Raw genomic sequence first — 26,542 nt, forward strand, 5'->3', positions numbered from 1 at the left:
TCCGGCGCCGCCGCCACCGGTCGCCCGACCGGCACCCCCGCCACCGCCGCCGCGGATGGCCGTTGCGCCCCCGCCGCGCCCGGCACCACCTCCGCCGCGGCCCCCAGCGCCGCCGCCGGCCGCGGCAAAGAAGTGCCCGCCCAACCAGCCCAAATGCTAGCCGGGGACCCGTCGGCGCGGGGTTTGCGGGGCTTTTGGGAGCAGGGGCCTTGAGCGGGCGAAAACCGCCCCGGAAAGGCCCTTATTTCCTTGCTTCTGGCCGAAATCGCGCTATACAGCGCGCCATCTCACACGGAAGCATGGCTCGCAAGGCCGTCCGGTGGCAACCGGGGCGACGACGCTCCGTTTTGCTCACACGCTTCCGGAGGAACCAACCGGAGAATTAGAACTATGGCACTGCCCGATTTCACTATGCGTCAGCTGCTCGAAGCTGGCGTGCACTTCGGCCACCAGTCTCATCGCTGGAATCCGAAAATGGCGCCGTTCATTTTCGGCGCGCGCAACAACATCCACATCGTCGATCTGGCGCAGACCGTGCCGATGCTGCACACGGCCCTCCAGGCCGTCAGCGACACCGTCGCCAAGGGCGGCCGCATCCTGTTCGTCGGCACCAAGCGCCAGGCGCAGGACGGCGTTGCCGACGCTGCCAAGCGCTGCGCGCAGTATTTCGTCAATTCGCGCTGGCTCGGCGGCACGCTGACCAACTGGAAGACGATCTCGGCCTCGATCAAGCGCCTGCGTCACCTCGATGACGTGCTGGCCGGCGGCGAAGCCAATTCCTACACGAAGAAGGAGCGGCTGACGCTTCAGCGCGAGCGCGACAAGCTCGACCGCTCGCTCGGCGGCATCAAGGACATGGGCGGTCTGCCCGACCTGATCTTCGTGATCGACACCAACAAGGAAGACATCGCGATCCAGGAGGCCCAGCGCCTCAACATCCCGGTCGCCGCGATCGTCGACACCAATTCCGACCCGAAGGGCATCACCTATGTGGTGCCGGGCAATGACGACGCCGGCCGTGCGATCGCGCTCTATTGCGACCTGATTGCGCGTGCCGCGATCGACGGCATCTCGCGCGCCCAGGGCGATTCCGGCATCGACATCGGTGCCTCGACCCGTCCGCTCGCCGAAGAGCTGCCGGCGGCGTCCTCGAGCGGCTTCCAGGGCCTTGCGGGTCCCCGCGGCACCGCCGACGACCTCAAGAAGCTCCCGGGCGTCTCGGGTGCGATCGAGAAGAAGTTCAACGACCTCGGCATCTTCCACTATTGGCAGCTCGCCGAGCTCGACCACGACACCGCGCACACGATCGGCGAAGAAGTCGGTCTGCCGAGCCGCGCGGATGCCTGGGTAGCCAAGGCCAAGGCGCTGACCGCGGAAGCGGAATAGTCAAAAAGAGCGATGGGTTGGCCGGATAGGATCCGGCCACCATTTCAGTTGACGCGAATTCCTGAGATGGACCGCGGCGGGGCAATTGGATGCCACGCCGCGGCAAACCGGCAGGCACAAAGGATTTTCAACGATGGCAACGATCACAGCTGCGATGGTCAAGGACCTGCGCGAGTCGACCGGCGCGGGCATGATGGACTGCAAGGCCGCGCTGACCGAAAACGACGGCAACATGGAAGCGGCGCAGGATTGGCTGCGCAAGAAGGGCCTGTCCAAGGCCGCCAAGAAGTCCGGCCGCGTCGCGGCGGAAGGCCTGATCGGCGCGCTCACCAAGGGTAACAAGGGTGTCGTGGTCGAGGTCAATTCCGAGACCGACTTCGTCGCGCGCAACGGCCAGTTCCAGGGCTTGGTCAAGATGATCGCCCAGGTGGCGTTCGACACCGGCTCCGATGTCGAGAAGATCAAGGCCGCCAAGGTCGGTGACGTCACGGTGGAAGCCGCGATCAACGACGCGATCGCCACCATCGGCGAGAACATGACGCTGCGCCGCGCTGCTTCGCTCGAAGTGAGCCAGGGCGTGGTGTCGAGCTACGTCCACGGTGCGGTCGTCGACGGTGCCGGCAAGATGGGCGTGATCGTGGCGCTGGAATCGCCCGGCAAGGCCGACGAGCTCGCTGGCCTGGGCCGCCAGATCGCGATGCACATTGCCGCCGCCAATCCGCTGGCGCTCGATCCGTCCGGTCTCGATCCGGCGGTCGTCAAGCGCGAGAAGGACGTGCTCGCGGACAAGTATCGCCAGCAGGGCAAGCCGGAGAACGTGATCGAGAAGATCGTCGAGTCCGGTCTGAAGACCTACTACAAGGAAGTCTGCCTGCTCGAGCAGGCCTTCATCCACGACACCGGCAAGTCGGTGGCGCAGGCGGTGAAGGAGGCCGAGGGCAGGGTCGGCGGCGCTGTGAAGATCGCCGGTTTTGTGCGCTATGCTCTCGGTGAGGGAATCGAGAAGCAGGAAAGCGACTTCGCCGCCGAAGTCGCCGCAGCCAGCGGCAAGAAGTAAGCGCCGGAACGATCCTTCCGGCGCGCCGCCGGAAGCGGCGCCCGGACAAGGAAAGTGCTCATGACTGATCCGGTCTACCGTCGCGTCGTGATCAAGCTGTCCGGCGAATATCTCGCGGGGCAGCAAGGCTTTGGCATCGATCAGACGACCGTCGACCGGGTTGCGGACGATGTGATCGCGGCCCGCAAGCTCGGCACCGAGGTTGCGGTCGTGATCGGCGGCGGCAATATCGTGCGCGGCGTCGAGGTCTCCGCCCGCGGCGTGTCGCGGCCGACCGGCGACACCATGGGCATGCTCGCCACCATGATGAACTGTCTCGCGCTGGAAGCGGCGATCGAGCGTAAGGGCACGCCGGCGCGAACGCTGTCGGCCTTCGTCATGCCGGAGATTTCCGAGCTGTTCACCCGCACTGCGGCGCACAAATATCTCGCCGAGGGCCGCATCGTGCTGCTCGGCGGCGGGACCGGCAATCCGTTCTTCACCACCGATACGACCGCGGTGCTGCGCGCCGCCGAGATCGGCGCCCAGGCGGTGCTGAAGGCGACCAATGTCGACGGCGTCTACTCGGCCGACCCGAAGAAGGACCCGTCCGCCACGCGGTTTGACCGGCTGACCCATTCGCAGGCGATCGAGGGTGGCTACAAGGTGATGGATGCGACCGCCTTCGCGCTTGCCCGCGAGACGTCGCTGCCTATCATCGTATTCTCGATCGCGGAGCCGGGGTCGATCGGCGCGATTCTGCGCGGCGTCGGCCACGGAACCATTGTCGCCGGCTGATGGCTCATCTGGAGCGCCCGATGGGAAGGGCGCGGAGCGGTCGCCGGGATTTTGAAGGAGAAGCGTGATGCCCACGGGTAATTTCGACCTCAACGAAGTGAAGCGCCGCATGCAGGGCGCCGTCGCCTCGCTCAAGCACGAGCTCGGCGGCCTGCGGACGGGGCGCGCCTCCGCCTCGATGCTCGATCCGGTGCAGGTCGATGCCTATGGCAGCCACATGCCGCTCAACCAGCTCGCGACCGTCAGCGTGCCCGAACCGCGTCTGATCTCGGTGCAGGTCTGGGACAAGTCGATGGTCAAGGCGGTCGAGAAGGCGATCGTCGATTCCAATCTCGGCCTGTCGCCCGCGACCGAAGGCCAGGTGCTGCGCCTGCGCATTCCAGAGCTCAACGAGGAGCGGCGCAAGGAGCTGGTGAAGGTCGCGCACAAATACGCGGAAGCTGCCAAGGTCGCGGCGCGCCACGTCCGCCGCGACGGTCTCGACGTCCTCAAGAAGCTCGAGAAGAATCACGAGATGTCGGAGGACGACCAGAAGCGACACGCCGACGAGGTGCAGAAGGCGACCGACGGCACCATCGCCGAGATCGACCAGTTGCTGGCCGCCAAGGAAAAAGAAATTCTCACCGTTTAAGGCCACCTTCAATGTCCAACGCCGCCGCGCCTGCCACGGAAGGACCCGATCGGTCCGAGGCGCCTGCGCATGTCGCCATCATCATGGATGGCAACGGGCGTTGGGCGGCCGCGCGCGGTCTGCCGCGTGCGGAGGGGCATCGCCGCGGCGTCGAGGCGCTGCGCCGCGTGGTGCGGGCCTCGCACGAGCTTGGCATCCGGTATCTCACCATCTTCTCCTTCAGTTCCGAGAACTGGTCGCGCCCGGCGAGCGAGATCGGCGATCTCTTCGGCCTGCTCCGCCGCTTCATCCGCAACGATCTGGCCAGCCTGCACCGTGACGGCGTCAAGGTCCGCATCATCGGCGAGCGCGAGGGGCTGGAAAGCGATATCTGCGCGCTGCTCAACGAGGCCGAGGAGCTGACGCGCGACAACACGCGCCTCACGCTGGTGGTCGCCTTCAACTACGGCTCGCGGCAGGAGATCGCGAAGGCGGCGCAGAAGCTGGCGCGCGAAGTTGCCGAAGGCACGCGCGATCCCGCGACGATCGATGCCGAGACGCTCGGCGCGCATCTCGATGCGCCCGACATTCCCGATCCCGATCTCATCATCCGCACCAGCGGCGAGCAGCGCCTGTCCAATTTCCTGATGTGGCAGGCCGCCTATAGCGAGCTCGTGTTCGTGCCGATCCACTGGCCGGATTTCGACAAGGCGGCGCTGGAGGGCGCAATCGCCGAATTCGCCAGGCGCGAGCGCCGTTTCGGCGGCCTGGTCGCGAAAACCGCCTCGTGAGCGAACACGATTCCGCACCGGCGGGCGCCAAGCCTGCCCCGAGCAATCTGGTGATGCGGGTCCTCGCAGCGCTGGTGCTGGCGCCGCTCGCCATTGCGATCGCTTACGCCGGTGGCTGGCTGTGGGTGCTGCTCGTCACCCTGGTGTCGATCGGGCTGTTTGCGGAATGGCTGACGGTGATCGGCGCAGGCTCCGCTGCGTTGACCGGGGCAGGGACGGTCGTCATCGCCATGATGGGCGCCGCCGTCGCCTTCGGCGGGCTCAAGACCTCCGTCGTCGTCGGCCTCGTCGGCGGCGCGATCGTGACGCTGATCGCGCGCGGCAAGTTCGTTTGGGCGGCGACTGGATTCGCCTATGCCGCGGCTGCGCTGCTGGCCTCGATCCTGGTCCGGAAGGATCTCGTCAACGGCTTCTCCGCGCTGATGTTCGTGCTGCTCGTGGTGTGGGCGACGGATATCGGCGGCTATTTCGCCGGCCGCAGCATCGGCGGGCCGAAGCTCTGGCCGCGCGTGAGCCCGAAGAAGACCTGGGCCGGAGCGCTCGGGGGCTTCGTGGCGAGCCTTGTGGTTGCTGCCGGTTTTGCGGCTTGCGGGATCGGGAAGGCGGTTCCGCTGCTGCTGATCAGCGCGGTCCTGTCGGTCGTCTCGCAGGCGGGCGATCTGTTCGAATCGGCAGTGAAGCGGCGCTTCGGCGTCAAGGATTCCAGTCACTTAATTCCCGGCCATGGCGGGCTTATGGACCGCCTGGACGGTTTTGTCGCCGCCATCCTGGTGGCATGGATTATCGGCTTTCTCCGCCATGGTGTGCATAGCGCCGGAAGCGGTCTTATGGTTTGGTGAGGATATGAGCGCGGTCCCATTGCGTAATAACAAGGCTGCGGCGTCGAGCGTCCGCAGCGTCACGGTCCTCGGTGCCACCGGCTCGATCGGCGACAGCACCATGGACCTGCTGCGCGCCTCGCCCGAGCGCTATCGCGTCGAAGCCCTGACCGCGAACAGCAACGTCGCTGCGCTGGCAAAACTCGCGAAGGAGTTTTCCGCGCGTTACGTTGCGGTCGCCGATACCTCCAAGCTCGCCGAGCTCAAGGCCGCACTCGCGGGAACGAGCACCGAATGCGGCGCCGGCGAAAGCGCGGTGATCGAGGCCGGCGCGCGTCCGGCCGATTGGGTGATGGCGGCCGTGAGCGGCGCTGCCGGGTTGAAGCCGGCGCTGGCCGCGGTCGATCGCGGCGCGCATGTCGCGCTCGCCAACAAGGAATGCCTGGTTTGCGCCGGTGATTTCTTCATGCAGCGTGCTGCGAAGGCCGGCGCCTGCATCCTGCCGGCCGATTCCGAGCACAACGCACTGTTCCAGGCCTTGGCATCGGGCAATCGTGACGAACTCGTCCGCGTCATCATCACGGCCTCGGGCGGCCCGTTCCGAACCTGGAAGCCCGCCGACATCGAGCAGGCCACGCTGGAGCAGGCCCTGAAGCACCCGAACTGGAGCATGGGCCAGAAGATCACGATCGATTCCGCCTCGATGATGAACAAGGGTCTCGAGGTGATCGAAGCCTCCTATCTGTTCGCGCTGTCGCCCGACGAGATCGACGTCCTCGTGCATCCGCAGTCCATCATCCACGGCATGGTCGAGTTCTCCGACCGTTCGGTGATGGCCCAGCTCGGCGCCCCCGACATGCGCACACCGATTGCGCATTGCCTCGGCTGGCCCGACCGGATCAAGGGGCCGGCCGCAAAGCTGGACCTCGCCAAGATCGGTCAGCTCACCTTCGAGGCGCCCGATTTCGAGCGCTTCCCCGGGCTGCGCCTGGCTTTCGATTCGCTCCGGACCGGGAAGGGAGCGACCACCGTCTACAACGCCGCCAACGAGGTCGCGGTTGCCGCATTCATCGCCGGCAAGATCCGGTTCGGCGCGATCGCCCGGCTGGTGGAGGCGACACTGGACGACTGGGTCCGTGGCGGGAACCAGGCGCCGATGACTTCAGCCGATGATGCAATCTCTGTTGACCATGTTGCGCGAAATAAAGCTGCCGCCCTATTGCCTCAAATTGCCTTAAAGGCATCCTAGATGGTTCGGGGCCAGGGCCTTGCGGCGCTGGATGAGGGAATTCGATGATCGACTTTTTTACCCATAGTTTCAATGCGTTGAGCCATGGGGTGCTAGGCTATGCGGTTCCCTTCCTGTTCGTCCTGACGATCGTCGTGTTCTTCCATGAGCTCGGCCATTTTCTGGTCGCGCGCTGGGCGGGCGTTCGTGTCTTGACCTTTTCGCTCGGTTTCGGACCTGAGCTGGTCGGTTTCAACGATCGCCATGGCACCCGCTGGAAGATCTCGGCGATCCCGCTCGGCGGCTACGTCAAGTTTTTCGGTGACGAGAGCGAGGCCTCGACCCCATCGGCCCAGACGCTCGCGGCCATGACGGCCGAGGAGCGCGCCGGCAGCTTCCACCACAAGAAGGTCGGTCCGCGTGCCGCCATCGTCGCGGCGGGCCCGATTGCCAATTTCATCCTGGGTGCGCTGATCTTCGCCGGCATGGCGCTGTATTACGGCAAGCCGAGCACGATCGCCCGGGTTGACGGCGTCGTCGCCGATGGGGCTGCGGCGGCGGCCGGGTTCAAGATCGGGGACGTCGTCGTCCAGATCGACGGCAAGCCGATCGAGAGCTTTGCCGACATGCAGCGAATCGTTGCGATGAATGCCGGTTCGGCGCTTGCCTTCCAGGTGAAGCGGGACGGTGCGATCGTTTCGCTGACCGCAACGCCGGCGCTGCTCGAGCGCAAGGATCCGTTCGGCAATAGCCACCGTCTCGGTGTGCTCGGCGTCGAGCACAAGTCGCAGGCCGGTGAGGCTTCGACCGCGCCGGTCGGCGTCGGCGAGGCGCTCAAGATCGGGGTCGAGCAGGTCTGGTTCATTATTACCAGCACCTTCAAGTTCCTGGGCTCGCTGTTCGTCGGGCAGGGAAATCCCAACGAGGTCAGCGGCGTGCTGGGAATCGCTAAGATGTCCGGGCAGGCGGCCAGCGCCGGGTTCCAGTTCGTGATCAATCTGTGCGCGGTGCTGTCGGTGTCGATCGGCCTGTTGAACCTGTTCCCGATCCCGCTGCTCGATGGCGGCCATCTGATGTTCTACGCGGCGGAAGTGGTCCGCGGCCGGCCCCTGTCCGAGCGGACCCAGGAGATGGGGTTCCGAATCGGGCTCGGTCTGGTGCTGATGTTGATGGTGTTTGCGACCTACAACGACATCCTGCGCATGGCGGCTTCCTGATAGGGGCTTTTTTGTGGCGTGCCTTATGGCGTTGCTGATCAGCAACGTCTTGGAATGAAATTGGAATTACGGCGCTTTCGGCCGTTTGCGGCGTCGGTGAAATTGGCTACAAGCGGCCTGAACTTGGGGAATCTCCGGACCGGCTTTGGGGTTGGGTCTGGCACGGAATGATAAGGGCGCGTTGCGCATGAAGTTTGGACTGCGACTCCGGGGGGGCTTGCTCGCAACCCTGATCATGTTCGGCGCGCCGGTAATTGCCCCGGTCGGGGCTGTTTTCGTGTCTTCGTCTGCGTTCGCTCAGACCGTTCAGTCGATTTCCGTTGAAGGGAATCGCCGGGTCGAGGTGGAGACGATCCGCTCCTATTTCAAGCCGGGCCCGGGCGGCCGCCTGGATCAAGGCGCCATCGATGACGGCCTCAAGGCGTTGATCGAGACCGGCCTGTTCCAGGACGTGAGAATCAACCGCGGCTCCGGCGGCCAGATCATCGTCTCCGTGGTGGAAAACCCGGTGATTGGCCGTATTGCCTTCGAGGGCAACAAGAAGATCAAGGACGAGCAGCTCACCACCGAGGTCCAGTCCAAGGCCCGCGGCACCTTCTCGCGTGCCATGGTGCAGTCCGACACGCTGCGAATCGCCGAGATCTACCGGCGCTCCGGCCGCTACGACGTCCGCGTCACGCCGGAGATCATCGAGCAGCCGAACAACCGCGTCGACCTGATCTTCACGATCGAGGAGGGCGCCAAGACCGGCGTCAAGTCGATCGAGTTCGTCGGCAACAACGCGTTCTCGTCCTACCGTTTGCGCGACGTCATCAAGACCCGCGAATCGAACCTGCTGAGCTTCCTCGCCAGCGGTGACATCTACGATCCCGACCGCGTCGAAGCCGACCGCGACCTGATCCGCCGCTTCTATCTCAAGAACGGTTTCGCCGACGTCCAGGTCGTGGCCGCGCTCACCGAATACGATCCCGAGAAGAAGGGCTTCAACGTCACGTTCAAGATCGAGGAAGGATCGCAGTACCGCGTCGGCGCGATCGACTTCCGCTCCAGCATCCCGAACTTCGACCCCTCGTCGCTGCGCGCCTATTCGCGCGTCAATGTCGGCTCGCTCTACAACGTCGAATCGGTCGAGAAGTCGGTCGAGGAGATGCAGATCGAGGCCTCGCGCCGCGGCTATGCGTTTGCCGTGGTCCGGCCGGGCGGCGACCGCAATTTCGAGGCGCACACCGTCTCCGTCGTGTTCAACATCGACGAAGGCCCGCGCACCTATATCGAGCGCATCAACCTGCGCGGCAACACGCGTACGCGTGACTACGTGATCCGCCGCGAGTTCGACATCTCCGAGGGCGATGCCTACAACCGCGCCCTGGTCGACCGCGCCGAGCGGCGCCTGAAGAACCTCGACTACTTCAAGAGCGTGAAGATCACGACGGAGCCGGGCTCCTCGAGCGATCGTGTGATCCTGATCGTCGACATGGAAGAGAAATCGACCGGCGACTTCTCGATCTCGGGCGGTTACTCCACCACGGACGGCGCGCTGGCCGAAGTCTCGATCTCCGAGCGCAACCTGCTCGGCCGGGGCCTGTTCGCCAAGGCGTCGGTGACCTATGGCCAGTATGCCCGCGGCTACTCGCTGTCGTTCGTCGAGCCCTATCTGCTCGACTACCGCGTCGCGCTCGGCCTCGACCTCTATCAGCGTGAGCAGAAGTCCAACAGCTACATCTCCTACGGCACCAAGACGCTCGGCTTCTCGCCGCGCCTCGGCTTCTCCTTGCGTGAGGACCTGTCGCTGCAGCTGCGCTACTCGATCTACCAGCAGCAGATCACGCTGCCGTACTACCTGGCGAACTGTAACAACGTCGTCGGTTCGTCCGCGTTCAACCCGAGCCCGGCCTTCGTCAATGCCAATGGCGGCGTTCCGGATCTCAGCTCCACCAACGGCCTCGGCTGCTACAGCGACGGCGAAGCCTCGCTGCCGGTGCGCAAGGAGCTGGCGAACGGCAAGACGCTGACTTCGGCGCTCGGCTACACGCTGACCTACAACACGCTGGACAACAACAAGAACCCGACCGACGGTCTGCTCATCGACTTCCGTCAGGATTTCGCCGGCGTCGGTGGCGACGTCTCCTATCTGAAGACCGTGGCGGACGGTAAGTACTATGCCCCGCTGGTGTCGGACATCGTCGGTCTCGTCCGTCTCCAGGGCGGCATCCTGACCAAGATGGGCGACGATCTGCGGATGCTCGACCATTTCCAGATGGGCCCGAACCTGGTCCGCGGCTTTGCTCCGAACGGTATCGGTCCGCGTGACCTGAACCCCTTCGGTTCGCGGGACGCGCTGGGCGGCACCAAGTACTGGGGCGCTTCGCTCGAATTGCAGATGCCGTTCTGGTTCCTGCCGAAGGAAGTGGGTCTGAAGGGCGCGGTCTATGCCGATGCCGGCGGCCTCTACGACTACAAGGGCCCGACGAGCTGGACGGCGACCAACGAGGTCAATGCGCCTGGATGTATTCCGTCGTCGGTCAATCCGACGGTCACGGGAACCTGTACCGGCCTCGTGTATGACGACAGCAAGGTCATCCGGTCGTCGGTCGGTGTCGGCCTGATCTGGCAGTCCCCGTTCGGTCCGCTGCGCTTCGACTACGCCGTGCCGCTCAGCAAGGGCAAGTACGACCGTACGCAGGAATTCCGGTTCGGCGGCGGTACCACGTTCTAATTCGATCAGCTGGGCATGAGCCGGCCCCCGATTGGGGCCGGTGCTCAAAAAGATCGTGCTCAATCCATGAGATTAGGCATGATGCGGCCCGACCGCTTCATGCCGAAGCCGGACCGCGACGGGGTGGAATGGCGCAGCCGACCTTCTTCAAAAAGCCGCCGGCTTCGACGCTGGCCGAGATCGCCGCGCAGACCAAGGCGCAGCTGGTCGACCCGGCAAGGGGCGACCACGTCATCACGGGCCTTGCTTCGCTCGACGAAGCCGGCCCGATGCATCTGGCGTTTTTCGACAACCTCAAATATGCCGACGAGCTCAAGGCGACCCGGGCCGGGGCATGCCTGGTGAGCCCGCGCTTCGAGGCCCAGGTGCCCGCCCATGTGGCCGTGCTCCGGGTGGCCCAGCCGTTCCGTGCCTTCGTCGGGATCGCCCGGGAATGGCACGGCGATGCGCTGCGCCCGCAGTCCTGGTTCGGGATCGAGGGCATCGCGCCGTCGGCCATCATCGATCCCTCGGCCAGGCTCGAGGACGACGTCATCGTGGAGCCGCTGACGGTCATCGGCCCGGACGTCGAGATCGGGAGCGGTACCGTGATCGGCGCCGGTGCGGTCATCGGCCCCGGCGTCAAGATCGGCCGGGACTGCAATGTCGGCGCCCGCACCGCCATCCAGTGCGCCCTGATCGGCAATAACGTGCTGATCCATCCCGGCTGCTCGATCGGGCAGGACGGCTACGGCTTCATCTTTTTCGGCCCCGAGGGCCATCTGAAGGTGCCCCAGACCGGCCGCGTGCTGATCCAGAACAATGTGGAAGTCGGCGCTGGCACCACCATCGACCGCGGGTCCCTGCGCGACACCGTGATCGGGGAGGGCACCAAAATCGACAATCAGGTCCAGATCGGCCACAATGTGACGATCGGCCGGAATTGCCTGTTGGCGGCCCAGATCGGCCTCGCGGGCAGCCTGACGATCGGCGACAACGTGGCGCTGGGAGCCAAGGTTGGCATCAACAACCACCTCAAGATCGGCGACGGCGCCCAGGTCACTGCGATGAGCGGGGTCAAGGACGACATCCCGCCTGGCGGTCGTTGGGGTGGTTTCTTTGCCAAGCCGACCAAGCAGTGGTTCAAGGAAATTATCGCGGTGGAGCGCCTGGTGCGTGACAGCAAGGCCGATCCGAAGGACGAGGGACGGGAATGACGTCGGAATCACCTGTTAAGTTCGAGCTGGTCGATATCAACGCCATCCTCCAGACCCTGCCGCACCGTTTTCCGATGCTGCTGATCGACCGCGTGATCAACATCCGCGCCGACTATAGCGGTATCGGCATCAAGAACGTCACCTTCAACGAGCCGGCCTTCCAGGGACATTTCCCGGAGCGCCCGGTCTATCCCGGCGTCATGATGATCGAGGCGATGGCGCAGACGGCGGGCGTGATCGGCATCAAGTCGGTCGAAGGTACCGAGAAGCCGCGGGCGGTGTATTTTCTCACCATCGACAAGTGCAAGTTCCGCAAGCCGGTGCTTCCAGGTGATACCATCGAGTATCACATGCGCTCGCTCGGCCGCCGCAAGACCATGTGGTGGTTTCACGGCGACGCCAAGGTCAACGGGCAGGTGGTTGCGGAAGCCGACGTCGGCGCCATGCTGACGGACTAAAAAGCCGCAGACCAGGCTCACGCGCTGCAATCGTAGCGGCCGCCGGCGGCCTCGCGCCTGATATGCCGGTTGAAGAATTGGCCCATGGACGGCGCGCCGAGAAGGCGGTCGACCGTCTCGGCCGCGACGCCGCAATAGCGCGCATAGCCGCCGCTGGTCGCGACGACGAGATCGTGCCGCGCGCGGTCGTAGCAGACGCGCTGAAGCACCGTGCTGCGATCGATGTCGCGGCATTCGAATGTCGCGAGGTCGATGGCGCCGCGATCACCGGTCGCGACCGTCTCGGATACGATCGGCGCGGCGGCAAGCTGTGCGAGCAGAAGTGCCAAGGCCCTGACCACGAGTGCTGAAGCTCCGCATGAACTTGCTGGCGAACCGGGACGGCCGCCTCATCCGATACTTGAAACACGGCGAGATGATACGTCACTGGACAGATCGGGCAAAGTCGCGCTAACCACCGGAAAACCGAGCGACTTCAATACATAATCAGAGCTTCCTAACGAGTAAGATTGCTTGATGAGCAAGATTGATCCCACCGCACGGATCGCGGACGGCGCCGTGATCGGCGAGGGCACCGAGATCGGCCCCTTTTGCATCATCGGCCCGAACGTCGTGATCGGTGCGAACTGCAAGCTGATCGGGCATGTGCACGTCACCGCACAGACGACCATCGGCGACGATTGCACCATCTATCCTTTTGCCTCGCTGGGCACGCCGCCGCAGTCGCTCAGCTACCGGGGCGAGCTGACGCAGCTGAAGATCGGCTCGGGCTGCACCATCCGGGAATCCGTGACCATGAACGCTGGCACTGTCGCTGGCGGCGGCATCACCACCGTCGGCGATCGCGGCTACTTCATGAATTGCAGCCATGTCGGCCACGATTGCCATGTCGGCAATGACGTGATCTTCGCGACGTCGGCGACGCTCGGCGGTCATTGCGAGATCGGCGACTTCGTCTTCATCGGTGGCCTGTCCGCGGTGCACCAGTTCACCCGCATCGGCCCGCAGGTGATGGTCGGCGGCGTGTGCGGTGTCCGCGACGACATCATTCCGTTCGGCCTGGTCAACGGCCAGTACGCGGTGCTGGAAGGCCTCAACCTGATCGGCATGAAGCGGCGCAAATTCACCAAGCAGCGGCTGGCGACCGTGCGGGCGTTCTACCAGAAGCTCTTCCATGGCCCCGGCACCTTCGCCGAGCGGCTGGAGGCATCCAGGTCGCTCGCGGGCGAAGATCCGGCGATCGCCGAGATTCTCGACTTCATCGGCAAGGGCAAGCGCCCGCTCTGCCTTCCCGCCATCACGAAGTGATCTTGGATATGGCCGCGGGCATGACATCAGCGGCTGCGGAGCTCTCATCGCCGGTCGGTATCGTCGCCGGCGGCGGCGCGATGCCGTTCGCGGTCGCCGACTCGCTCGCCGCCCGCGGCATCACGCCGGTGCTGTTTCCCCTTCGGGGCGCCTGCGATCCGGCGCGTGTGGAGCAATTCCGTCACCGCTGGATCTCGGTCGGCCAGCTCGGTCGCGCGATGCGGCTGTTTCGCGAGGAGGGCTGCCGCGACCTGATCTTCATAGGCACCTTGGTACGGCCCTCGCTGTCCGAGATCCGTTTCGACGTCACCACGCTGCGCTTGCTCGGCAACGTCATCCGTGCCTTCCGCGGCGGCGACGATCATCTGCTCTCCGGTGTCGGCCGCATCCTCGAGCAGGGCGGCTTTCGCATGGTCGGCATCAAGGACGTCGCGCCCGATCTGCTGATGCCCGAGGGCAGCATCAGCCGTGCCTGGCCGAATGATAATGCCAAGGCCGACATCGCGCGCGGCCGTGCCGTGCTGACCGCGCTCGGTCCGTTCGACATCGGCCAGGCGGCGGTCGTAATCGACGGCCATGTGGTGGCGGTCGAGGACATCGAGGGCACGGATGCACTGCTCGCGCGCGTCGCGCGGCTGCGCGAGGAGGGCCGCATTCGCGCGGCCGCCGGCCGCGGCGTGCTGGTGAAGGCGCCGAAGAGCGGCCAGGATCTGCGCTTCGATCTGCCGACGATCGGCCCGCGCACCATCGAGGGCGTCGCGGCCGCCGGGCTCGCGGGCATTGCCGTCATCGCCGGCAACACCATCGCCGCCGAGCCGCAGGCGATGATCGCGCTTGCCGACGCGAAATATCTCTTCATCATCGGCCTGCCGGCGTGATGCAGTCGCGCGATCCCCAGCGCAAGATCTTCCTGATCGCCACGGAGGAATCCGGCGACCGGCTCGGCAGCGCCTTGATGAAGGTGCTGCGCCAGCGCCTCGGCGACGGCGTGCAGTTCGTCGGCGTCGGCGGCCGCACCATGGCGCGTGAGGGGCTCGAATCGCTGTTTCCGATCGAGGAGCTGTCGATCGTCGGATTCGCCGCGGTGGTGCAGCAATTGCCGAAGATCCTGGGGTTGATCCGCAAGACCGTGGACGCCGTGCTGGAGAGCGCGCCCGACGCGCTCGTCATCATCGACAGCCCGGATTTCACCCACCGCGTCGCCCGCCGCGTTCGCGCAAAGAATTCCGCGATCCCAGTGGTCGATTACGTCTCGCCGCAGCTCTGGGCGTGGCGGCCGGGCCGGGCGCGGACCATGCTCGGCTATGTCGACCATGTGCTCGGCCTGTTGCCGTTCGAGCCCGAGGAATACCGCAAGTTGGGCGGGCCGCCCTGCAGCTATGTCGGCCATCCCCTGATCGAGCAATTGCCCTCGCTGCGGCCGAACGAAGAGGAGCAGGCACGCCGCAACAGTGAGCCGCCGGTGCTGCTGGTGCTGCCCGGCAGCCGCCGCAGCGAGGTCAGGCACCATCTCGACGTGTTCGGCGCGACGCTCGCCCGCCTGCGAGCGGAAGGCCGCGCCTTCGACCTGATGCTGCCGACCATGCCGCATCTCGAAGCCACCATCCGCGAGGGCATCGCGAACTGGCCGGTCAAGCCGCAGATCGTGATCGGAGAGAACGAAAAGCGCGCCGCCTTCCGCATCGCGCGCGCGGCGCTGGCCAAGTCCGGCACGGTGACGCTGGAGCTCGCGCTGTCAGGCATTCCGATGGTGACGGCCTATCGCGTCGGCGCGATCGAGGCCTTCATCCTGCGCCGCGCGATCCGCGTCTCCTCGGTGATCCTCGCCAATCTCGTGATCGGCAGGGACGTCATTCCGGAGTTCCTGCAGGAGGATTGCACGCCGGACAAGCTGGCGCCTGCGCTTCATGATGTGCTGACGGAGTCCCCGCTGCGGCGGCAGCAGGTCGAGGCCTTTGCCCAGCTCGACCAGATCATGTCGACCGGCAACAAGTCGCCGAGCGTGCTCGCGGCCGACATCGTGCTGGCCACGATGCGGAAGGGCAGGCGAGCGAGCTAGAATCTCCTCACAGCTCTTGCCTGCAGCGCGGAGCTCAGACGTCACGTGCTGACCGGGGACGTCGTCCCCGGCCAGACCGAGCGCAGCTCATGCCGCGACTTGAACGCTCGGTGCTGCCCGCGGCCGAGCAGTCCCGCCGATCTCAGTGGTGCATCTTTTTCGCACGCGCCGGCGGCAGAAGCACCGTGTCGATGACGTGAATGACGCCGTTCGACGCCTCTATGTCCGGCTGGATAACGTGCGCGTCATTGACGCGGACACCAAGACTGCCGTCGACGCTGATTGGCTGCCCCTGAACGGTCGCGACCTTCAGCGACTTCCCGGCGACGTCGGCCGCTTTCACGCGGCCCGGGACGACGTGATACTTCAGAACGGCCGCGAGCTTGGCCTTGTTCTTCAAGAGCGACTCGACGGTCCCCGGGGGCAGCTTTGCGAATGCTGCGTCGTTTGGTGCGAACACCGTAAATGGTCCCTTGCCCTTGAGCGTATTCACGAGACCGGCAGCTTTCACGGCTGTCACCAGCGTGGTGAACGAACCGGCGGAAACGGCAGTGTCCACGATGTCGCCGGCGCGCGCGACAGAAGGGCCTAGCAGGCCAGCGACCATGGCGGCTCCGGCCACGAACGAACGAATTGCGGGCGTCATCATGTTCTCCAACTATGGTTCCATCCATGCAGAAGGGACGGATGCACCCAAGGGGCGCACCGCACCGTGCGATCAGTTGCGATCGACCTTCACGAAACGACGCGTCCCGATAGCCGGATCACTGCGGGTTGTTTATTTCCGCCGAAATGCCGCGTCCCAATGCCGCGCCCGGCCTCATCGGCCGTGCAAGATTCCGGCTCTCGAAGGTCACGCATGATGGACTTAGTTGAGGGTCTTGACCACGAAGTCCTTAAGTCGCTGCGCGGGGAGCGGAAGGCGATCGCGCTCCAGGATCGCCACTTCGGTGTCCTTCAAGTCGGGCATCGGCTTTCCGTCCACGACGTGAAGATCGAGAGGTACCATGTCCTTCGGAAGCACCGTGACGCCGAGTCGCGCGCGGACCGCGGCGAGCGTTCCAGCCAGCGATCCGCAGGTGTAAGCGATCCGCCACGATCGTTTGGCACGATCGAGCGCCTCGGTCGCCCGCTTCCGATAGACGCAGGGTTTGGGCGAGACCGCGAGCGGCAGCACCCCCTGTCTGAGATCAACCCCACCCGTGACCCAGACCAGCGGCTCACGCCATACACGGGTGCCGGGAATTTCGATGGAACGCTCACGCTTGATGAGCGCCAGATCGAAAGCACCTTTGCGAAAGCGCTCGATCAGATTCATAGTCAGATCGCAGGTCACTTCCAGGTCGACCTGGGGATAGGCGTGGGCAAAGCGAGCAAGCACGTCGGGGAGGTGGCGGGTCGCGAAATCCTCGGGCGCGCCGAGGCGCACGAGCCCCCGTATCGCGGGCTCCCGGATGCGCGCGACGATCTCGTCATTGAGATCGAGCAGGCGCCGCGCGTAGTCGAAAAACGTCTCGCCCTCGGCAGTCAGTGCGACCGATTGCGGCGAGCGCTCGAGGAGCGTGCCGCCGACAAGTTGCTCCAACCGGCGAATCTGCAGGGACACCGTCGATTGCTGCAGGCCTAGCGACTGAGCGGCGCGCGTGAAATTGCCGAGCGAGACGATCGTCACGAAGGATCGCACGAGGTCGATATCCAGGTTCAGGCGAGAGCGGGGCATCATCATTGCCAATTTCAATCATGATGCTTGATACAATCAATTTTGTCAAACGTCCGCGGAAAGCTATCCAGCGCTCCATTCGCCCCACCGGATGGAGGATACCTTGCTTGCGCTCGCCGCCCAGAATCTCGTCTCGCCTTCGGTGTTGTTCTTCGGCATGGGGCTCGGCGCCTCGCTCGGACGCTCGGACCTCTCGGTGCCAGAGGCTATTGCACGTTTTCTGTCACTTTATCTGCTGATCTCGATCGGCTTCCGTGGCGGCGCCGAAGTGGCCCATCAGGGTCTGACGCCTGCGCTGGCGCTGACGATCCTGGCCGGCGTCGTGTTGTCGGCCGGCTTGCCATTCATTGCGTACGCCTTCCTGCGCGGCGCCGGCCTGGACCACATCAATGCTGCCGCCGTTGCCGGTCATTACGGATCGATATCGGCCGTGACCTTCGTGGCCGTCACCGGCGCACTCACGCAGCTCGCCTTGCCTTACGACGGCTATATGATCGCGGTCGCGGCCGCGATGGAGACGCCGGCGATCTTCTCGGCGCTGATGATCGCCCGCAGCCGTGAAGGGAGGGGGAGCGGTGACATGTCCGGAGACTTCTTGCGCGAGATCGCACTGAACGGCTCGATCGTTGCCTTGCTCGGTGCGTTCGCGGTTGGATGCATCACGGGTGAACGCGGCATGACCTCGCTCAAGCCTTTCCTGCTCGATGCCTTCCCCGGCTTCCTGTGCGTCTTCCTGCTCGATATGGGCCTGATCGCCGGCCGCGGCCTGCGGGACGGCTGGAAGTCGCTGTCCGTTCCGGTTGCAGGCTTTGCCTGGATAATGCCGTTCATCGGCGCGGCGTTTGCGGCGCTCTTTGCCTGGCTCATCGGGTTATCGGCCGGCAGCACTGCAGTTTTGATGACGCTCGGTGCATCCGCTTCCTACATCGCAGTCCCGGCTGCGATGCGGCTCGCTCTTCCTGCGGCAAACCCGGCGATCGCCCTGACGCTCTCGCTTGGCCTGACATTTCCCTTCAATCTGATCGTCGGCATCCCGCTCTACATTGCTGCCGCTCAGATGATCGCGCGGTGAGGACTGCATGCAGACGTTTGCCAAGAAGCGGATCGAGATTCTCATCGAACGGGCACTGCTGAAGCGGCTGACCGAGAAACTCGAGCGCACGGGTGTGAGTGGATATTCGGTCGCCCCGGTCGTGGGTGGTCGCGGGCGAGCCGGCCGATGGGAAGCGGATGGCCAGGTCGGCGCCGCCGCCGGGATGTTCGTTGTTTGGTGCATCGTCGATCCGGTTCGGCTGGACGAGTTGTTGCAGGCTGTGTTTGCCGTGGTAGCCCAGCAGGTAGGCCTCGTCTCCGTCGGTGACGTGGAGGTGGTGCGGCCCGAGCGTTTCTGAGCCGCCGGTAGCGGCCCGACTGCACGCCCTATGCGAGCCCTGCGTCCACACGGAAACACTGGCTGGTGATGCGCCGGCTTTCGTCGGAGGCGAGGAAAAGCGCCATATTCGCGATGTCCTCGGGCGTGACCGCGTCCGGAACAGCTTGGCGCGAGCGCATTTCGGCAATGACCCGTTCGTCCGGATACCATAGCCGCCGCTGCCGCTCGGTAATGACCATGCCCGGTGCAATCGCGTTGACGCGGATGCGGTCGGGGCCGACCGATCGCGCCAGCGAGTTGGTGAAGCCGACGATGGCCGCCTTCGCCGCGGCGTAGACCGGCAGCGCCGGTGCGCCGCGCATCCAGGCGATCGACGACATGTTGATGATCGAACCGCCGCCGCGCGCCCGCATCTGCGGCACCACCGCCTGCGCGGCAAAGAAGACGTGCTTGAGATTGACGCCCATCATCCAGTCGAATTCGGCGGGCGTCACCTCGGTCAGCACCTGTCGCTGATCATTGGCGGCGTTGTTGACGAGCACCGCGGCGTCGCCGAGCCTTTGCCGAACCTGCGCCATGGCGGCGCGCAGGGCCTCGATATCCAGGAGGTCGCAGGGCACGAACAGCGGTGCCGCACCGCATGCGGCCGCGACCTCCGCGGCCAGCGCGGCGCCGGCGGCTTCATCGATATCGAGGAACGCGACGCGGGCGCCTTGGGCGGCGAAGGCACGCACGAAGGCGGCGCCGATGCCGCTGGCGCCACCGGTGATCAGCACCACGCGGTCCGCGAGGCTCGAATAGGTCGTCTTCGTCATGCGATCAGTCGCTCCGTCTCGGGGTCGAACAGGCAAATGCGGCGGGTGTCGAGCGCGAAAGAGGCGGATGCGCCCGGCGCAGGGCGGATATCGGGCGAGATGCGCGCCATCGCGGGTTCGCCCCCGAGCCGCAGCGACACCATCGTCTCGGCACCGGTCGGCTCGACCATGTCCACCGGTGCCTCGACGAGGACAGGCGCGTCGCCTGAGAACGCGCGGCTGCCCTCGGCAATGCATTCCGGCCGGATGCCGACCACGACGTCGCGTCCGACAAAGGGCGCCGCGCCGTCATAATCTCTCAGGCGCAGGCGGATCTGGTCCGGGCGGCCCGCGCCGATCACGGCCACCAGCCCGTCCTTGTCGCTCTCGAGCCGGGCCCGAATGGTGTTCATCGGCGGCGAGCCCATGAAGCGGGCGACGAACAGATTGGCGGGATAGCGGTACACGGTGTCGGGGTCGGCGAATTGCTGCACGCGGCCCTGATGCATCACGGCGATCCGCGTCGCCATCGTCATGGCCTCGATCTGGTCGTGGGTGACATAGACGATGGTGGCGCCGATGCGCTGGTGCAGCCGCTTGATCTCCATCCGCATCTCGACGCGCAGCTTGGCGTCGAGATTGGACAGCGGCTCGTCGAACAGGAAGAGCAGGGGATCGCGCACCAGGGCCCGCCCCATCGCGACGCGCTGGCGCTGGCCGCCGGAGAGCTGCGACGGCTTGCGGCCGAGCAGCGGCTCGATCTGGAGCAGTTTTGCGACATTCGCGACCGCGGCTTCCTGCGCGGTCTTGGGCACGTGACGGCATTCCATGCCGAAGGTGATGTTCTGCCGCACCGTCATCGAGGGATAAAGCGCGTAGGACTGGAACACCATGGCGATGTCGCGGTCTTTCGGCGCGACATCGTTGACGACGCGCCCGCCGATCTCGATCGTCCCGGCACTGGGGCGGTCGAGCCCGGCGACGATGTTGAGCAGCGTGGACTTGCCGCAACCGGACGGCCCGACCAGCACGGTGAACTCGCCGCTCTCGATGTCGAGGGCGATGTCCTTCAGCACCTCCAGATTGGCGTAGCGCTTGGACAGGGCGCGAATGCTCAGTGCTGCCATGACGTCTCCATCATTTCACCGCCCCGGCAGTCAGGCCGCGGACGAAGTATTTGCCGCCGAGGAGGTAGATCAGCAGCGTGGGCAGCGCGGCGATGATCACCGCTGCGCTCTGCACGCCATGCTGCGGGATATCGGCGACGGCGGCGGATAGCGCGATGAGGGCGGCCGTGACCGGCTGCTGCTGGCCGGTCGTGAACGTCACGCCATAGAGGAATTCGTTCCAGATATGGGTGAACTGCCAGATCACTGTGACGATCAGGATCGGCCCCGATAGCGGCAGGATGATGCGCCAGAAGATACGGAAGAAACCAGCGCCGTCGATCCGCGCGGCCCGGATCAACTCATGGGGAATGGCGACATAATAGTTGCGGCAGAACAGCGTGGTGAAGGACAGCCCCTGGATGGTGTGGATCAGCACGAGGCCCGCCAGCGTGTTGATGAGACCGATGTCCCGCAGCACGATGGTCCAGGGCAGAAGACGCATCTGCTGGGGCAGGAACAGGCCGAGCGTGACGATGCCGTAGATCCAGGTGTCGCCGCGAAAGCGCCAGAGCGACACGGCGTAACCGGCGACAGCGCCGAGCAGGGTCGAGAATATCGTTGCGGGGATCGTGATCAGCGCGGAGTTCAGCATGTACGGCCGGATGCCGGCGCAGGTCTCGGCGACGCAGAAGCCGCTCCAGGCTGCGGCGTAGTTGCTCCAGGCCAGATGCTGCGGCCAGCCGATCATCGACCCCTGCGCGATCTCCTCGTTGGTCCGCAGCGAGTTCAGAACGACAACGGCGAGCGGCGCGAGCCAGGCTGCGGCGATCAGCGAGACGACGAGATAGATCCAGATCCGGCTCGGAGCGAAGGTACGGTCAGGCATGGGCGGCCCGCCGTCGCTGGAGATATCGCCAGGCTGCATACGGCAGCAGCACCGCGAGCAGAATGAGCAGCATCAGCACTGCCGCCGCCGCGCCCCGGCCGAGCAGGCTGCGCTGGAACATCAAGTCGTAGACGACCAGGGCCGGCAGCTGGGTCGCAATTCCCGGCCCGCCATTGGTGAGCGCGCGGACGAGGTCGAAGGTCGAAATCGCGAATTGCAACTGGATCACGACGACGGTGATGGTGATCGGCCACAGCGACGGCAGAATGATGCGCCGGTAGATTCGGACCGGCCCGGCGCCGTCGATCTGTGCGGCCTTGATGATGTCGGCATCGACGGAGCGAAGGCCGGCCAGGAACAACGCCATGGCAAAGCCGGAGGATTGCCAGATCGCAGCGATGACGATGGTCCAGATCGCCATGTCGCGGTCGATCAGCCAGTCGAACCTGAAGGAGGTCCAGCCGAGATCGCGGACCAGTTTCTGGATCCCGAGGCCAGGATTGAGCAGCCAGCTCCACACCGTGCCGGTGACGACGAACGACACCGCGAGGGGATAGAGGAAGATCGATCGCAGCACGTTCTCGCCGCGGATGCGCTGATCGAGCAGGATCGCCAGGATGAGGCCGGTCGCCGCGCTCAACACCACGAAAGCGCAGCCGAACAGCAGCAGATTGTCGAAGGCGATCTGCCAGTTCCGCGATGCCGCGACCGCCGTGTAGTTGCGCAGTCCCACCCAGCCCATAACGGGAATGAGCGTCGACGGCGTGAACGAGATCCAGATCGTCCACAGCGAGAACGACACGAGGTGCGCTGCGGACAGCAGCAGCGGCACCCAGATCATCAGATATTCGGGCAGCCGGCGCACCCATTCAGGGAGCGCCGGCCGGCCCGGTCTGATCGCGGCGGCATTGCTCAACGCGCGCCCTCGACGGCCTCGGCGAGGCGCGTGGCGGCCTGCTCGGGCTTGATCGTCTTGTTCTTCACGTACTCCGTGATCACGTCGATCATCGCGGCCGTCATGCCGTTTTCCTGCGCCATGTTGTGCGCCATGCTGAGGACGGCCTGGTTGCTGGCGATGGCGTTCTTGAGGGCGGCCGCGGTGGTCCGTTGACCCTCCGACCAGCCTTCGCCGGACAGATCGACGTCGGTGCGCACGGGGATCGATCCCGTGATCTGCGAATACATGGTCTGGATCGCCGGATCCATGACGAGCTGGGCCATCAGCGTCTGACCGGCCTGCAGGTCGGGCTCCTTGCGCTGCCAGAAGATGAAGGCATCGGCATTCAGCAGGAACACAGGCTTGCCGTTATCACTCGGGCCCGGCGCAATCGTGAAGTCCTCGAACTTGAAACCGGCATTGCGCAACACGCCCTGCGCCCAGCCGCCCATGATCATCATGCCCATGTCGCCGTCGACGAAGCGCTTCAGATTGGTCGAGAAGTGCTGGGCGCCGACATTGGGGTCCATCCAATCGGCGATCTTGCGCACCTGCGCGAACGCAGCCTTGATCTCGGGGCCCTCCAGGGCCTTCTTCTCGAGATTCATGATGGCGGCGCGGTATGCGAGCGGACTGATGCCGGCGAGAGCAGCCTCGAATTTCTGCCCGTCGTCGGGACGGGTCCCGCCATTGGCGATGGGGAAGGCGACGCCGCCTGATTTCATCTTTTCGGCGAGGTCGTTGAAGTCAGCCCATGTGACGGGGATCTTGTCGGCCTTGGCCTTGTCCATCGCGCGTTTGGACAGGAACAGCATGTTGGTGCTGTAGATCTGCAGCGGCAGTGCGATCCATTTGCCGCCCGGCTTGTGCAGTTTTGCAAGGTCCGGCGCGACGACCTTCTCATAGCCGGCGGCGGCGACCACGGCGTCGAGATCGACGGTCGGGGCAATCTTCGACCAGGCCGCGATCTCGGGGCCCTTGAGCTGCGAGCAGGCCGGCGGATCGCCGGCCATGATCTGGGCGCGCAGCTTGTTCATCATCTCGGTGGTGAAACCGGGGACGGGCGAGTGCTGCCAGACGCCGCCCTTCTCCTCGAACTTCTTGCCGAGCGCAGTGATGGCCGCACCATCGCTGCCCGCGGACCATTGCGAGATTGCGGTGAGGCGCGGTTTGACAGCGCCTTGCGCACGGGCAAATGCCGGCAATGCGAGCGCGGCCACGGATCCAGCGAGCAGACGACGCCTTGTTGTTGTGATCGGCATTTCAGTTCCTCCCGGTGTGAAGTCTTTCGCGCGTGTGGAACGTGCAGGTTCAGTGCATGTCAGGCGGCCTCCGTCGAGGTGGCGGGCATGCCGCCACGGCTGGCGAGGCAGAAGGCGGCGAAGGCGAGCGCGGCCTTCGGATCGTTGCCGGTCGACGGCGGAACGAAGGCGAGGGACACCTGCGCCAGTTTGCGTCCGCCCAAGAGGCACGCGTCGATGCCTTCGACCACGGCGTTGCGATCGTCCTCGGCGAGCATCGACGGCCAGCCGCTGATCGCAACGCCGCCGCACGGCTTCACGTTCAGCGTATTGCCGATCGCAAGGCCGAGGCGGAACAGGCGTCGTCGCAGCTCCTGCCGCACGCGCGAGGACATCGGAATCGTGTTCACCCAGTCGCTGCCGAGCTGGAGCAATTCGGTCTCGGCAACGCCGAGAAGCCCGGCCACGGCGGGTAGCGACGTGTACGCCTCGACGCAGCCGTGGTGGCCGCAGCGGCACCGCGGCCCATCGGGGCCGAAGACCATGTGGCCAAGCTCGACCGGCTGGAGAGCGTCGGTCTCGCTCGGATGGTCCATCCAGGTGCCCGCAACGCCCTGGCTGACCAGGACGAACAGATGGGCGTCGTTGAACGGATAGTTTTCCGTGCGGCAGCGGTGGAACGTGGCGTGAGCGACGACCGAATTGGTGAATTCGAGCGGCACGTCGGCGAACATCTCGGCGAACATGCCGTTGATACGCCCGACGTCGCAGGGGATGATCGGATTGGCCGAGATGCTGAGACGGCCGAGGCCGGGAATGGAGACCCCGATCTGCGACAGCGTGATCCGGCGGCGCCGCGTCCAATCGCGCAGCAACGCCATGGCTTCGCGAAACACGCCGCCGACAGTCTCGGTGGTCGGTTTCTTCGGCAGCGGCACGCGTTCGGTGTAGCGCAACTCGCCCGACAGGCCGCCGACGCCGACGCTGAGGTGCTGAGCGGTCAGCTCGAAGGCCGCAAGCGCGACCGAGCCGTCGAGCGACACGAGGCCGGTCGGGCCGCCGACGTAAGGGGCAGGGCGCCGCACCTCCTCGATCAGGCCTTCGGCCTTCAGGTCGAACAGGATGCGCGACAGGCTCGCTTCCGACAGCCGCACGGCCTTGGCCAGAGGCGGGCGAAACGAGCCGCCCGACTGAAGCAGATGAGTCAAAATGGCAGCGCGCGTCTGCCGCCGACTTCTCGGCTGCTCCGGCATTTCCATCCCCGTCGTCATTCTTACTTAGTGTAAGAATGCGCGCGGGGCATTTGGACTGTCAAGCGTTTGCCGGCGTGATGCTTGGACTTGTTGTTGTGCGCGGCAGCAACGTGGAACGGCGCGATTGGTGTCGTGGGGGGCCACCCTGCGGCATCTGCGCGAAACAAAAACGGCGCCATCTTGCGATGGCGCCGTTCCGCTGACCTATTTCGTCAGACTTTACTTGCGATCCTTCATCGGCACGTAGTCGCGCTTGGCGACGCCGGTGTAGAGCTGGCGCGGGCGGCCGATCTTCTGCTGCGGGTCCTCGATCATCTCGCTCCACTGGCTGATCCAGCCAACGGTGCGCGCGACCGCGAACAGCACGGTGAACATCGAGACCGGGAAGCCCATCGCCTTCAGCGTGATGCCCGAATAGAAGTCGACGTTCGGGTAGAGCTTGCGGTCGATGAAGTACTGGTCGCTCAGCGCGATCTTCTCGAGCTCGAGGGCCACCTTCAGCATCGGATCGTCGCCATGGCCGGTCTCCTTGAGCACGGCGTGACACATCTTCTGCATGATCTTGGCGCGCGGATCGTAGTTCTTGTAGACGCGGTGGCCGAAGCCCATCAGGCGGACTTCGGAGTTCTTGTCCTTCACCTTGGCGATGAACTCGGGGATCTTGTCGACCGTGCCGATGTCATAGAGCATGTTGAGCGCGGCTTCGTTGGCGCCGCCATGCGCCGGGCCCCAGAGGCAGGCGATGCCCGCCGCGATGCAGGCGAACGGGTTGGCGCCGGAGGAGCCGGCGATGCGCACGGTCGAGGTCGAGGCGTTCTGCTCGTGATCGGCGTGCAGGATGAAGATCTTCTCGAGCGCGTCGGCGAGCACCGGGCTGACCTTGTAGTCCTCGCACGGCACCGCGAAGCACATGTTCAGGAAGTTCTCGGCAAAGCCCAGCGAGTTCTTCGGATAAACGAAGGGCTGGCCGACGGTGTACTTGTAGGCCATCGCCGCCAGCGTCGGGATCTTCGCGATCATGCGCATGGAAGCGATCATGCGCTGCTTCGGATCGTTGATGTCGGTGCTGTCGTGATAGAACGCGGCGAGCGCGCCGACGGCCGCAACCATGATCGCCATCGGATGGGCGTCGCGGCGGAAGCCCTGGAAGAAGCGGGCCATCTGCTCGTGCACCATCGTGTGATGGGTCACGCGGTGGTCGAAATCCTTCTTCTGCGCGGCGGTCGGCAGATCTCCGTAAAGCAGGAGATAGCAGGTCTCCAGGAAGTCGCCGTGCTCGGCGAGCTGCTCGATGGGGTAGCCGCGGTATTCCAGCACGCCCGCGTCGCCGTCGATATAGGTGATCTTGGACTGGCAGCTCGCGGTCGAGGTGAAGCCCGGATCGTAGGTGAACAGGCCCGACTGGCCGTAGAGCTTGCCGATATCGATGACATCAGGCCCGACGCTGCCGCTGAGGATCGGAAGATCGTAATTCTTGTTTCCGACCGTCAGCGTGGCGGTCTTGTTGTTTGGTTTTGCGTCCATCGTAGGTCCCCGATGTGTGGTGAAACGGGCCGGTGCCGGAGGCCCCGCGGAAGATCATTGGGGGCAGGCCGGAAGTTCCAGAATG

26 protein-coding genes are annotated in these 26,542 nt (G+C 65.1%); 16 read left to right on the forward strand and 10 right to left on the reverse strand.

Annotated features, from left to right (window positions below; translation table 11 throughout):
• Positions 1-390: 390 nt before the first annotated feature.
• The 11 genes from UNPF46_RS24360 (at position 391) to fabZ (ending at position 12,254) form a co-directional block, all read left to right on the forward strand.
• Entirely contained in the window at positions 391-1,386 is a 996-nt protein-coding gene (locus UNPF46_RS24360) for a 30S ribosomal protein S2 (protein ID WP_097662473.1), read from the forward strand.
• Between the two features lie 133 nt (positions 1,387-1,519).
• Positions 1,520-2,443 (forward strand): translation elongation factor Ts, encoded by a 924-nt coding sequence (gene tsf / locus UNPF46_RS24365; RefSeq protein ID WP_100179728.1) that lies wholly within the window; start codon positions 1,520-1,522, stop codon positions 2,441-2,443.
• A gap of 60 nt (positions 2,444-2,503) precedes the next feature.
• Entirely contained in the window at positions 2,504-3,220 is a 717-nt protein-coding gene (gene pyrH / locus UNPF46_RS24370; protein ID WP_097662471.1) for a UMP kinase, read from the forward strand.
• 67 nt (positions 3,221-3,287) lie between these two features.
• On the forward strand, positions 3,288-3,851 hold the full coding sequence (gene frr, locus UNPF46_RS24375; protein WP_100179729.1) for a ribosome recycling factor: 564 nt from the start codon (positions 3,288-3,290) through the stop codon (positions 3,849-3,851).
• 11 nt (positions 3,852-3,862) lie between these two features.
• Positions 3,863-4,621, forward strand: a complete 759-nt coding sequence (locus tag UNPF46_RS24380; protein WP_142251696.1) for an isoprenyl transferase — start codon at positions 3,863-3,865, stop codon at positions 4,619-4,621.
• Positions 4,618-5,460, forward strand: coding sequence for a phosphatidate cytidylyltransferase (locus UNPF46_RS24385; RefSeq protein WP_142251697.1), 843 nt, complete (start codon positions 4,618-4,620; stop codon positions 5,458-5,460). Before UNPF46_RS24380 ends, UNPF46_RS24385 begins: the two co-directional genes overlap by 4 nt.
• 4 nt (positions 5,461-5,464) lie before the next feature.
• Positions 5,465-6,688 (forward strand): 1-deoxy-D-xylulose-5-phosphate reductoisomerase, encoded by a 1,224-nt coding sequence (gene dxr / locus UNPF46_RS24390; RefSeq protein ID WP_100179732.1) that lies wholly within the window; start codon positions 5,465-5,467, stop codon positions 6,686-6,688.
• A 44-nt stretch (positions 6,689-6,732) separates the two neighbouring features.
• Positions 6,733-7,884, forward strand: coding sequence for an RIP metalloprotease RseP (gene rseP / locus UNPF46_RS24395; RefSeq protein WP_100179733.1), 1,152 nt, complete (start codon positions 6,733-6,735; stop codon positions 7,882-7,884).
• A gap of 187 nt (positions 7,885-8,071) precedes the next feature.
• The gene (gene bamA, locus UNPF46_RS24400; RefSeq protein WP_142251698.1) at positions 8,072-10,600 is read left to right on the forward strand and encodes an outer membrane protein assembly factor BamA; all 2,529 of its coding nucleotides are present in this window, start codon (positions 8,072-8,074) and stop codon (positions 10,598-10,600) included.
• A gap of 128 nt (positions 10,601-10,728) precedes the next feature.
• Positions 10,729-11,796, forward strand: coding sequence for a UDP-3-O-(3-hydroxymyristoyl)glucosamine N-acyltransferase (gene lpxD, locus UNPF46_RS24405; protein ID WP_142251699.1), 1,068 nt, complete (start codon positions 10,729-10,731; stop codon positions 11,794-11,796).
• A complete protein-coding gene (gene fabZ, locus UNPF46_RS24410) occupies positions 11,793-12,254 on the forward strand; it encodes a 3-hydroxyacyl-ACP dehydratase FabZ (RefSeq protein ID WP_100179736.1) in 462 nt (153 codons plus the stop codon). Before lpxD ends, fabZ begins: the two co-directional genes overlap by 4 nt.
• Before the next feature lie 17 nt (positions 12,255-12,271).
• Here the strand turns inward: fabZ and UNPF46_RS24415 are convergent, their stop codons facing one another.
• The gene (locus UNPF46_RS24415) at positions 12,272-12,595 is read right to left on the reverse strand and encodes a KTSC domain-containing protein (RefSeq protein ID WP_100179737.1); all 324 of its coding nucleotides are present in this window, start codon (positions 12,593-12,595) and stop codon (positions 12,272-12,274) included.
• Between the two features lie 175 nt (positions 12,596-12,770).
• On the opposite strand from UNPF46_RS24415, the gene lpxA reads away from it, so the two are divergent.
• The 3 genes from lpxA to lpxB are packed head-to-tail and all read left to right on the forward strand — an operon-like array spanning position 12,771 to position 15,621.
• Positions 12,771-13,562: an acyl-ACP--UDP-N-acetylglucosamine O-acyltransferase gene (gene lpxA / locus UNPF46_RS24420; protein WP_142251700.1), complete on the forward strand. Its 792-nt coding sequence runs from the start codon at positions 12,771-12,773 to the stop codon at positions 13,560-13,562.
• Positions 13,563-13,582: 20 nt separating this feature from the next.
• Positions 13,583-14,440, forward strand: a complete 858-nt coding sequence (locus UNPF46_RS24425) for an LpxI family protein (protein WP_181770088.1) — start codon at positions 13,583-13,585, stop codon at positions 14,438-14,440.
• The gene (lpxB, locus tag UNPF46_RS24430; RefSeq protein ID WP_142251701.1) at positions 14,437-15,621 is read left to right on the forward strand and encodes a lipid-A-disaccharide synthase; all 1,185 of its coding nucleotides are present in this window, start codon (positions 14,437-14,439) and stop codon (positions 15,619-15,621) included. Before UNPF46_RS24425 ends, lpxB begins: the two co-directional genes overlap by 4 nt.
• 142 nt (positions 15,622-15,763) lie before the next feature.
• Here the strand turns inward: lpxB and UNPF46_RS24435 are convergent, their stop codons facing one another.
• Entirely contained in the window at positions 15,764-16,228 is a 465-nt protein-coding gene (locus UNPF46_RS24435) for a fasciclin domain-containing protein (RefSeq protein ID WP_142251734.1), read from the reverse strand.
• A gap of 261 nt (positions 16,229-16,489) precedes the next feature.
• Positions 16,490-17,347 (reverse strand): LysR substrate-binding domain-containing protein, encoded by an 858-nt coding sequence (locus UNPF46_RS24440; RefSeq protein ID WP_245448455.1) that lies wholly within the window; start codon positions 17,345-17,347, stop codon positions 16,490-16,492.
• A 97-nt stretch (positions 17,348-17,444) separates the two neighbouring features.
• Here UNPF46_RS24440 and UNPF46_RS24445 point away from each other — a divergent pair, with 97 nt between their 5' ends.
• Both UNPF46_RS24445 and UNPF46_RS24450 read left to right on the forward strand, forming a co-directional pair.
• Positions 17,445-18,413, forward strand: a complete 969-nt coding sequence (locus UNPF46_RS24445) for a sodium-dependent bicarbonate transport family permease (protein WP_210248350.1) — start codon at positions 17,445-17,447, stop codon at positions 18,411-18,413.
• 7 nt (positions 18,414-18,420) lie between these two features.
• On the forward strand, positions 18,421-18,732 hold the full coding sequence (locus UNPF46_RS24450; RefSeq protein WP_100179742.1) for a P-II family nitrogen regulator: 312 nt from the start codon (positions 18,421-18,423) through the stop codon (positions 18,730-18,732).
• 28 nt (positions 18,733-18,760) lie between these two features.
• On the opposite strand, the gene UNPF46_RS24455 is transcribed toward UNPF46_RS24450, so the two are convergent.
• The 7 genes from UNPF46_RS24455 to gltA all read right to left on the reverse strand — a co-directional run bounded on the left by UNPF46_RS24455 (position 18,761) and on the right by gltA (position 26,457).
• Complete coding sequence (locus UNPF46_RS24455) at positions 18,761-19,528, reverse strand: SDR family NAD(P)-dependent oxidoreductase (protein WP_142251702.1); 768 nt, start codon at positions 19,526-19,528, stop codon at positions 18,761-18,763.
• Entirely contained in the window at positions 19,525-20,634 is a 1,110-nt protein-coding gene (locus UNPF46_RS24460) for an ABC transporter ATP-binding protein (protein ID WP_142251703.1), read from the reverse strand. The genes UNPF46_RS24455 and UNPF46_RS24460 overlap by 4 nt, the downstream gene beginning before the upstream one ends.
• 10 nt (positions 20,635-20,644) lie before the next feature.
• Entirely contained in the window at positions 20,645-21,502 is an 858-nt protein-coding gene (locus tag UNPF46_RS24465; protein ID WP_174719155.1) for a carbohydrate ABC transporter permease, read from the reverse strand.
• Positions 21,495-22,418 carry a carbohydrate ABC transporter permease gene (locus tag UNPF46_RS24470; protein WP_181770089.1) on the reverse strand — a complete coding sequence of 308 codons (924 nt, stop codon included), beginning with the start codon at positions 22,416-22,418 and terminating at the stop codon, positions 21,495-21,497. Before UNPF46_RS24470 ends, UNPF46_RS24465 begins: the two co-directional genes overlap by 8 nt.
• The gene (locus tag UNPF46_RS24475; RefSeq protein WP_142251704.1) at positions 22,415-23,701 is read right to left on the reverse strand and encodes an ABC transporter substrate-binding protein; all 1,287 of its coding nucleotides are present in this window, start codon (positions 23,699-23,701) and stop codon (positions 22,415-22,417) included. The genes UNPF46_RS24470 and UNPF46_RS24475 overlap by 4 nt, the downstream gene beginning before the upstream one ends.
• Positions 23,702-23,760: 59 nt before the next feature.
• On the reverse strand, positions 23,761-24,939 hold the full coding sequence (locus UNPF46_RS24480; RefSeq protein ID WP_181770094.1) for an ROK family transcriptional regulator: 1,179 nt from the start codon (positions 24,937-24,939) through the stop codon (positions 23,761-23,763).
• A 213-nt stretch (positions 24,940-25,152) separates the two neighbouring features.
• Positions 25,153-26,457, reverse strand: coding sequence for a citrate synthase (gene gltA, locus UNPF46_RS24485; RefSeq protein ID WP_100179749.1), 1,305 nt, complete (start codon positions 26,455-26,457; stop codon positions 25,153-25,155).
• Positions 26,458-26,542: the final 85 nt, after the last annotated feature.

The sequence above is a fragment of the Bradyrhizobium sp. UNPF46 genome (genome assembly GCF_006658625.1).
In the GTDB taxonomy this organism is placed as follows: Bacteria; Pseudomonadota; Alphaproteobacteria; order Rhizobiales; family Xanthobacteraceae; genus Bradyrhizobium; species Bradyrhizobium nitroreducens.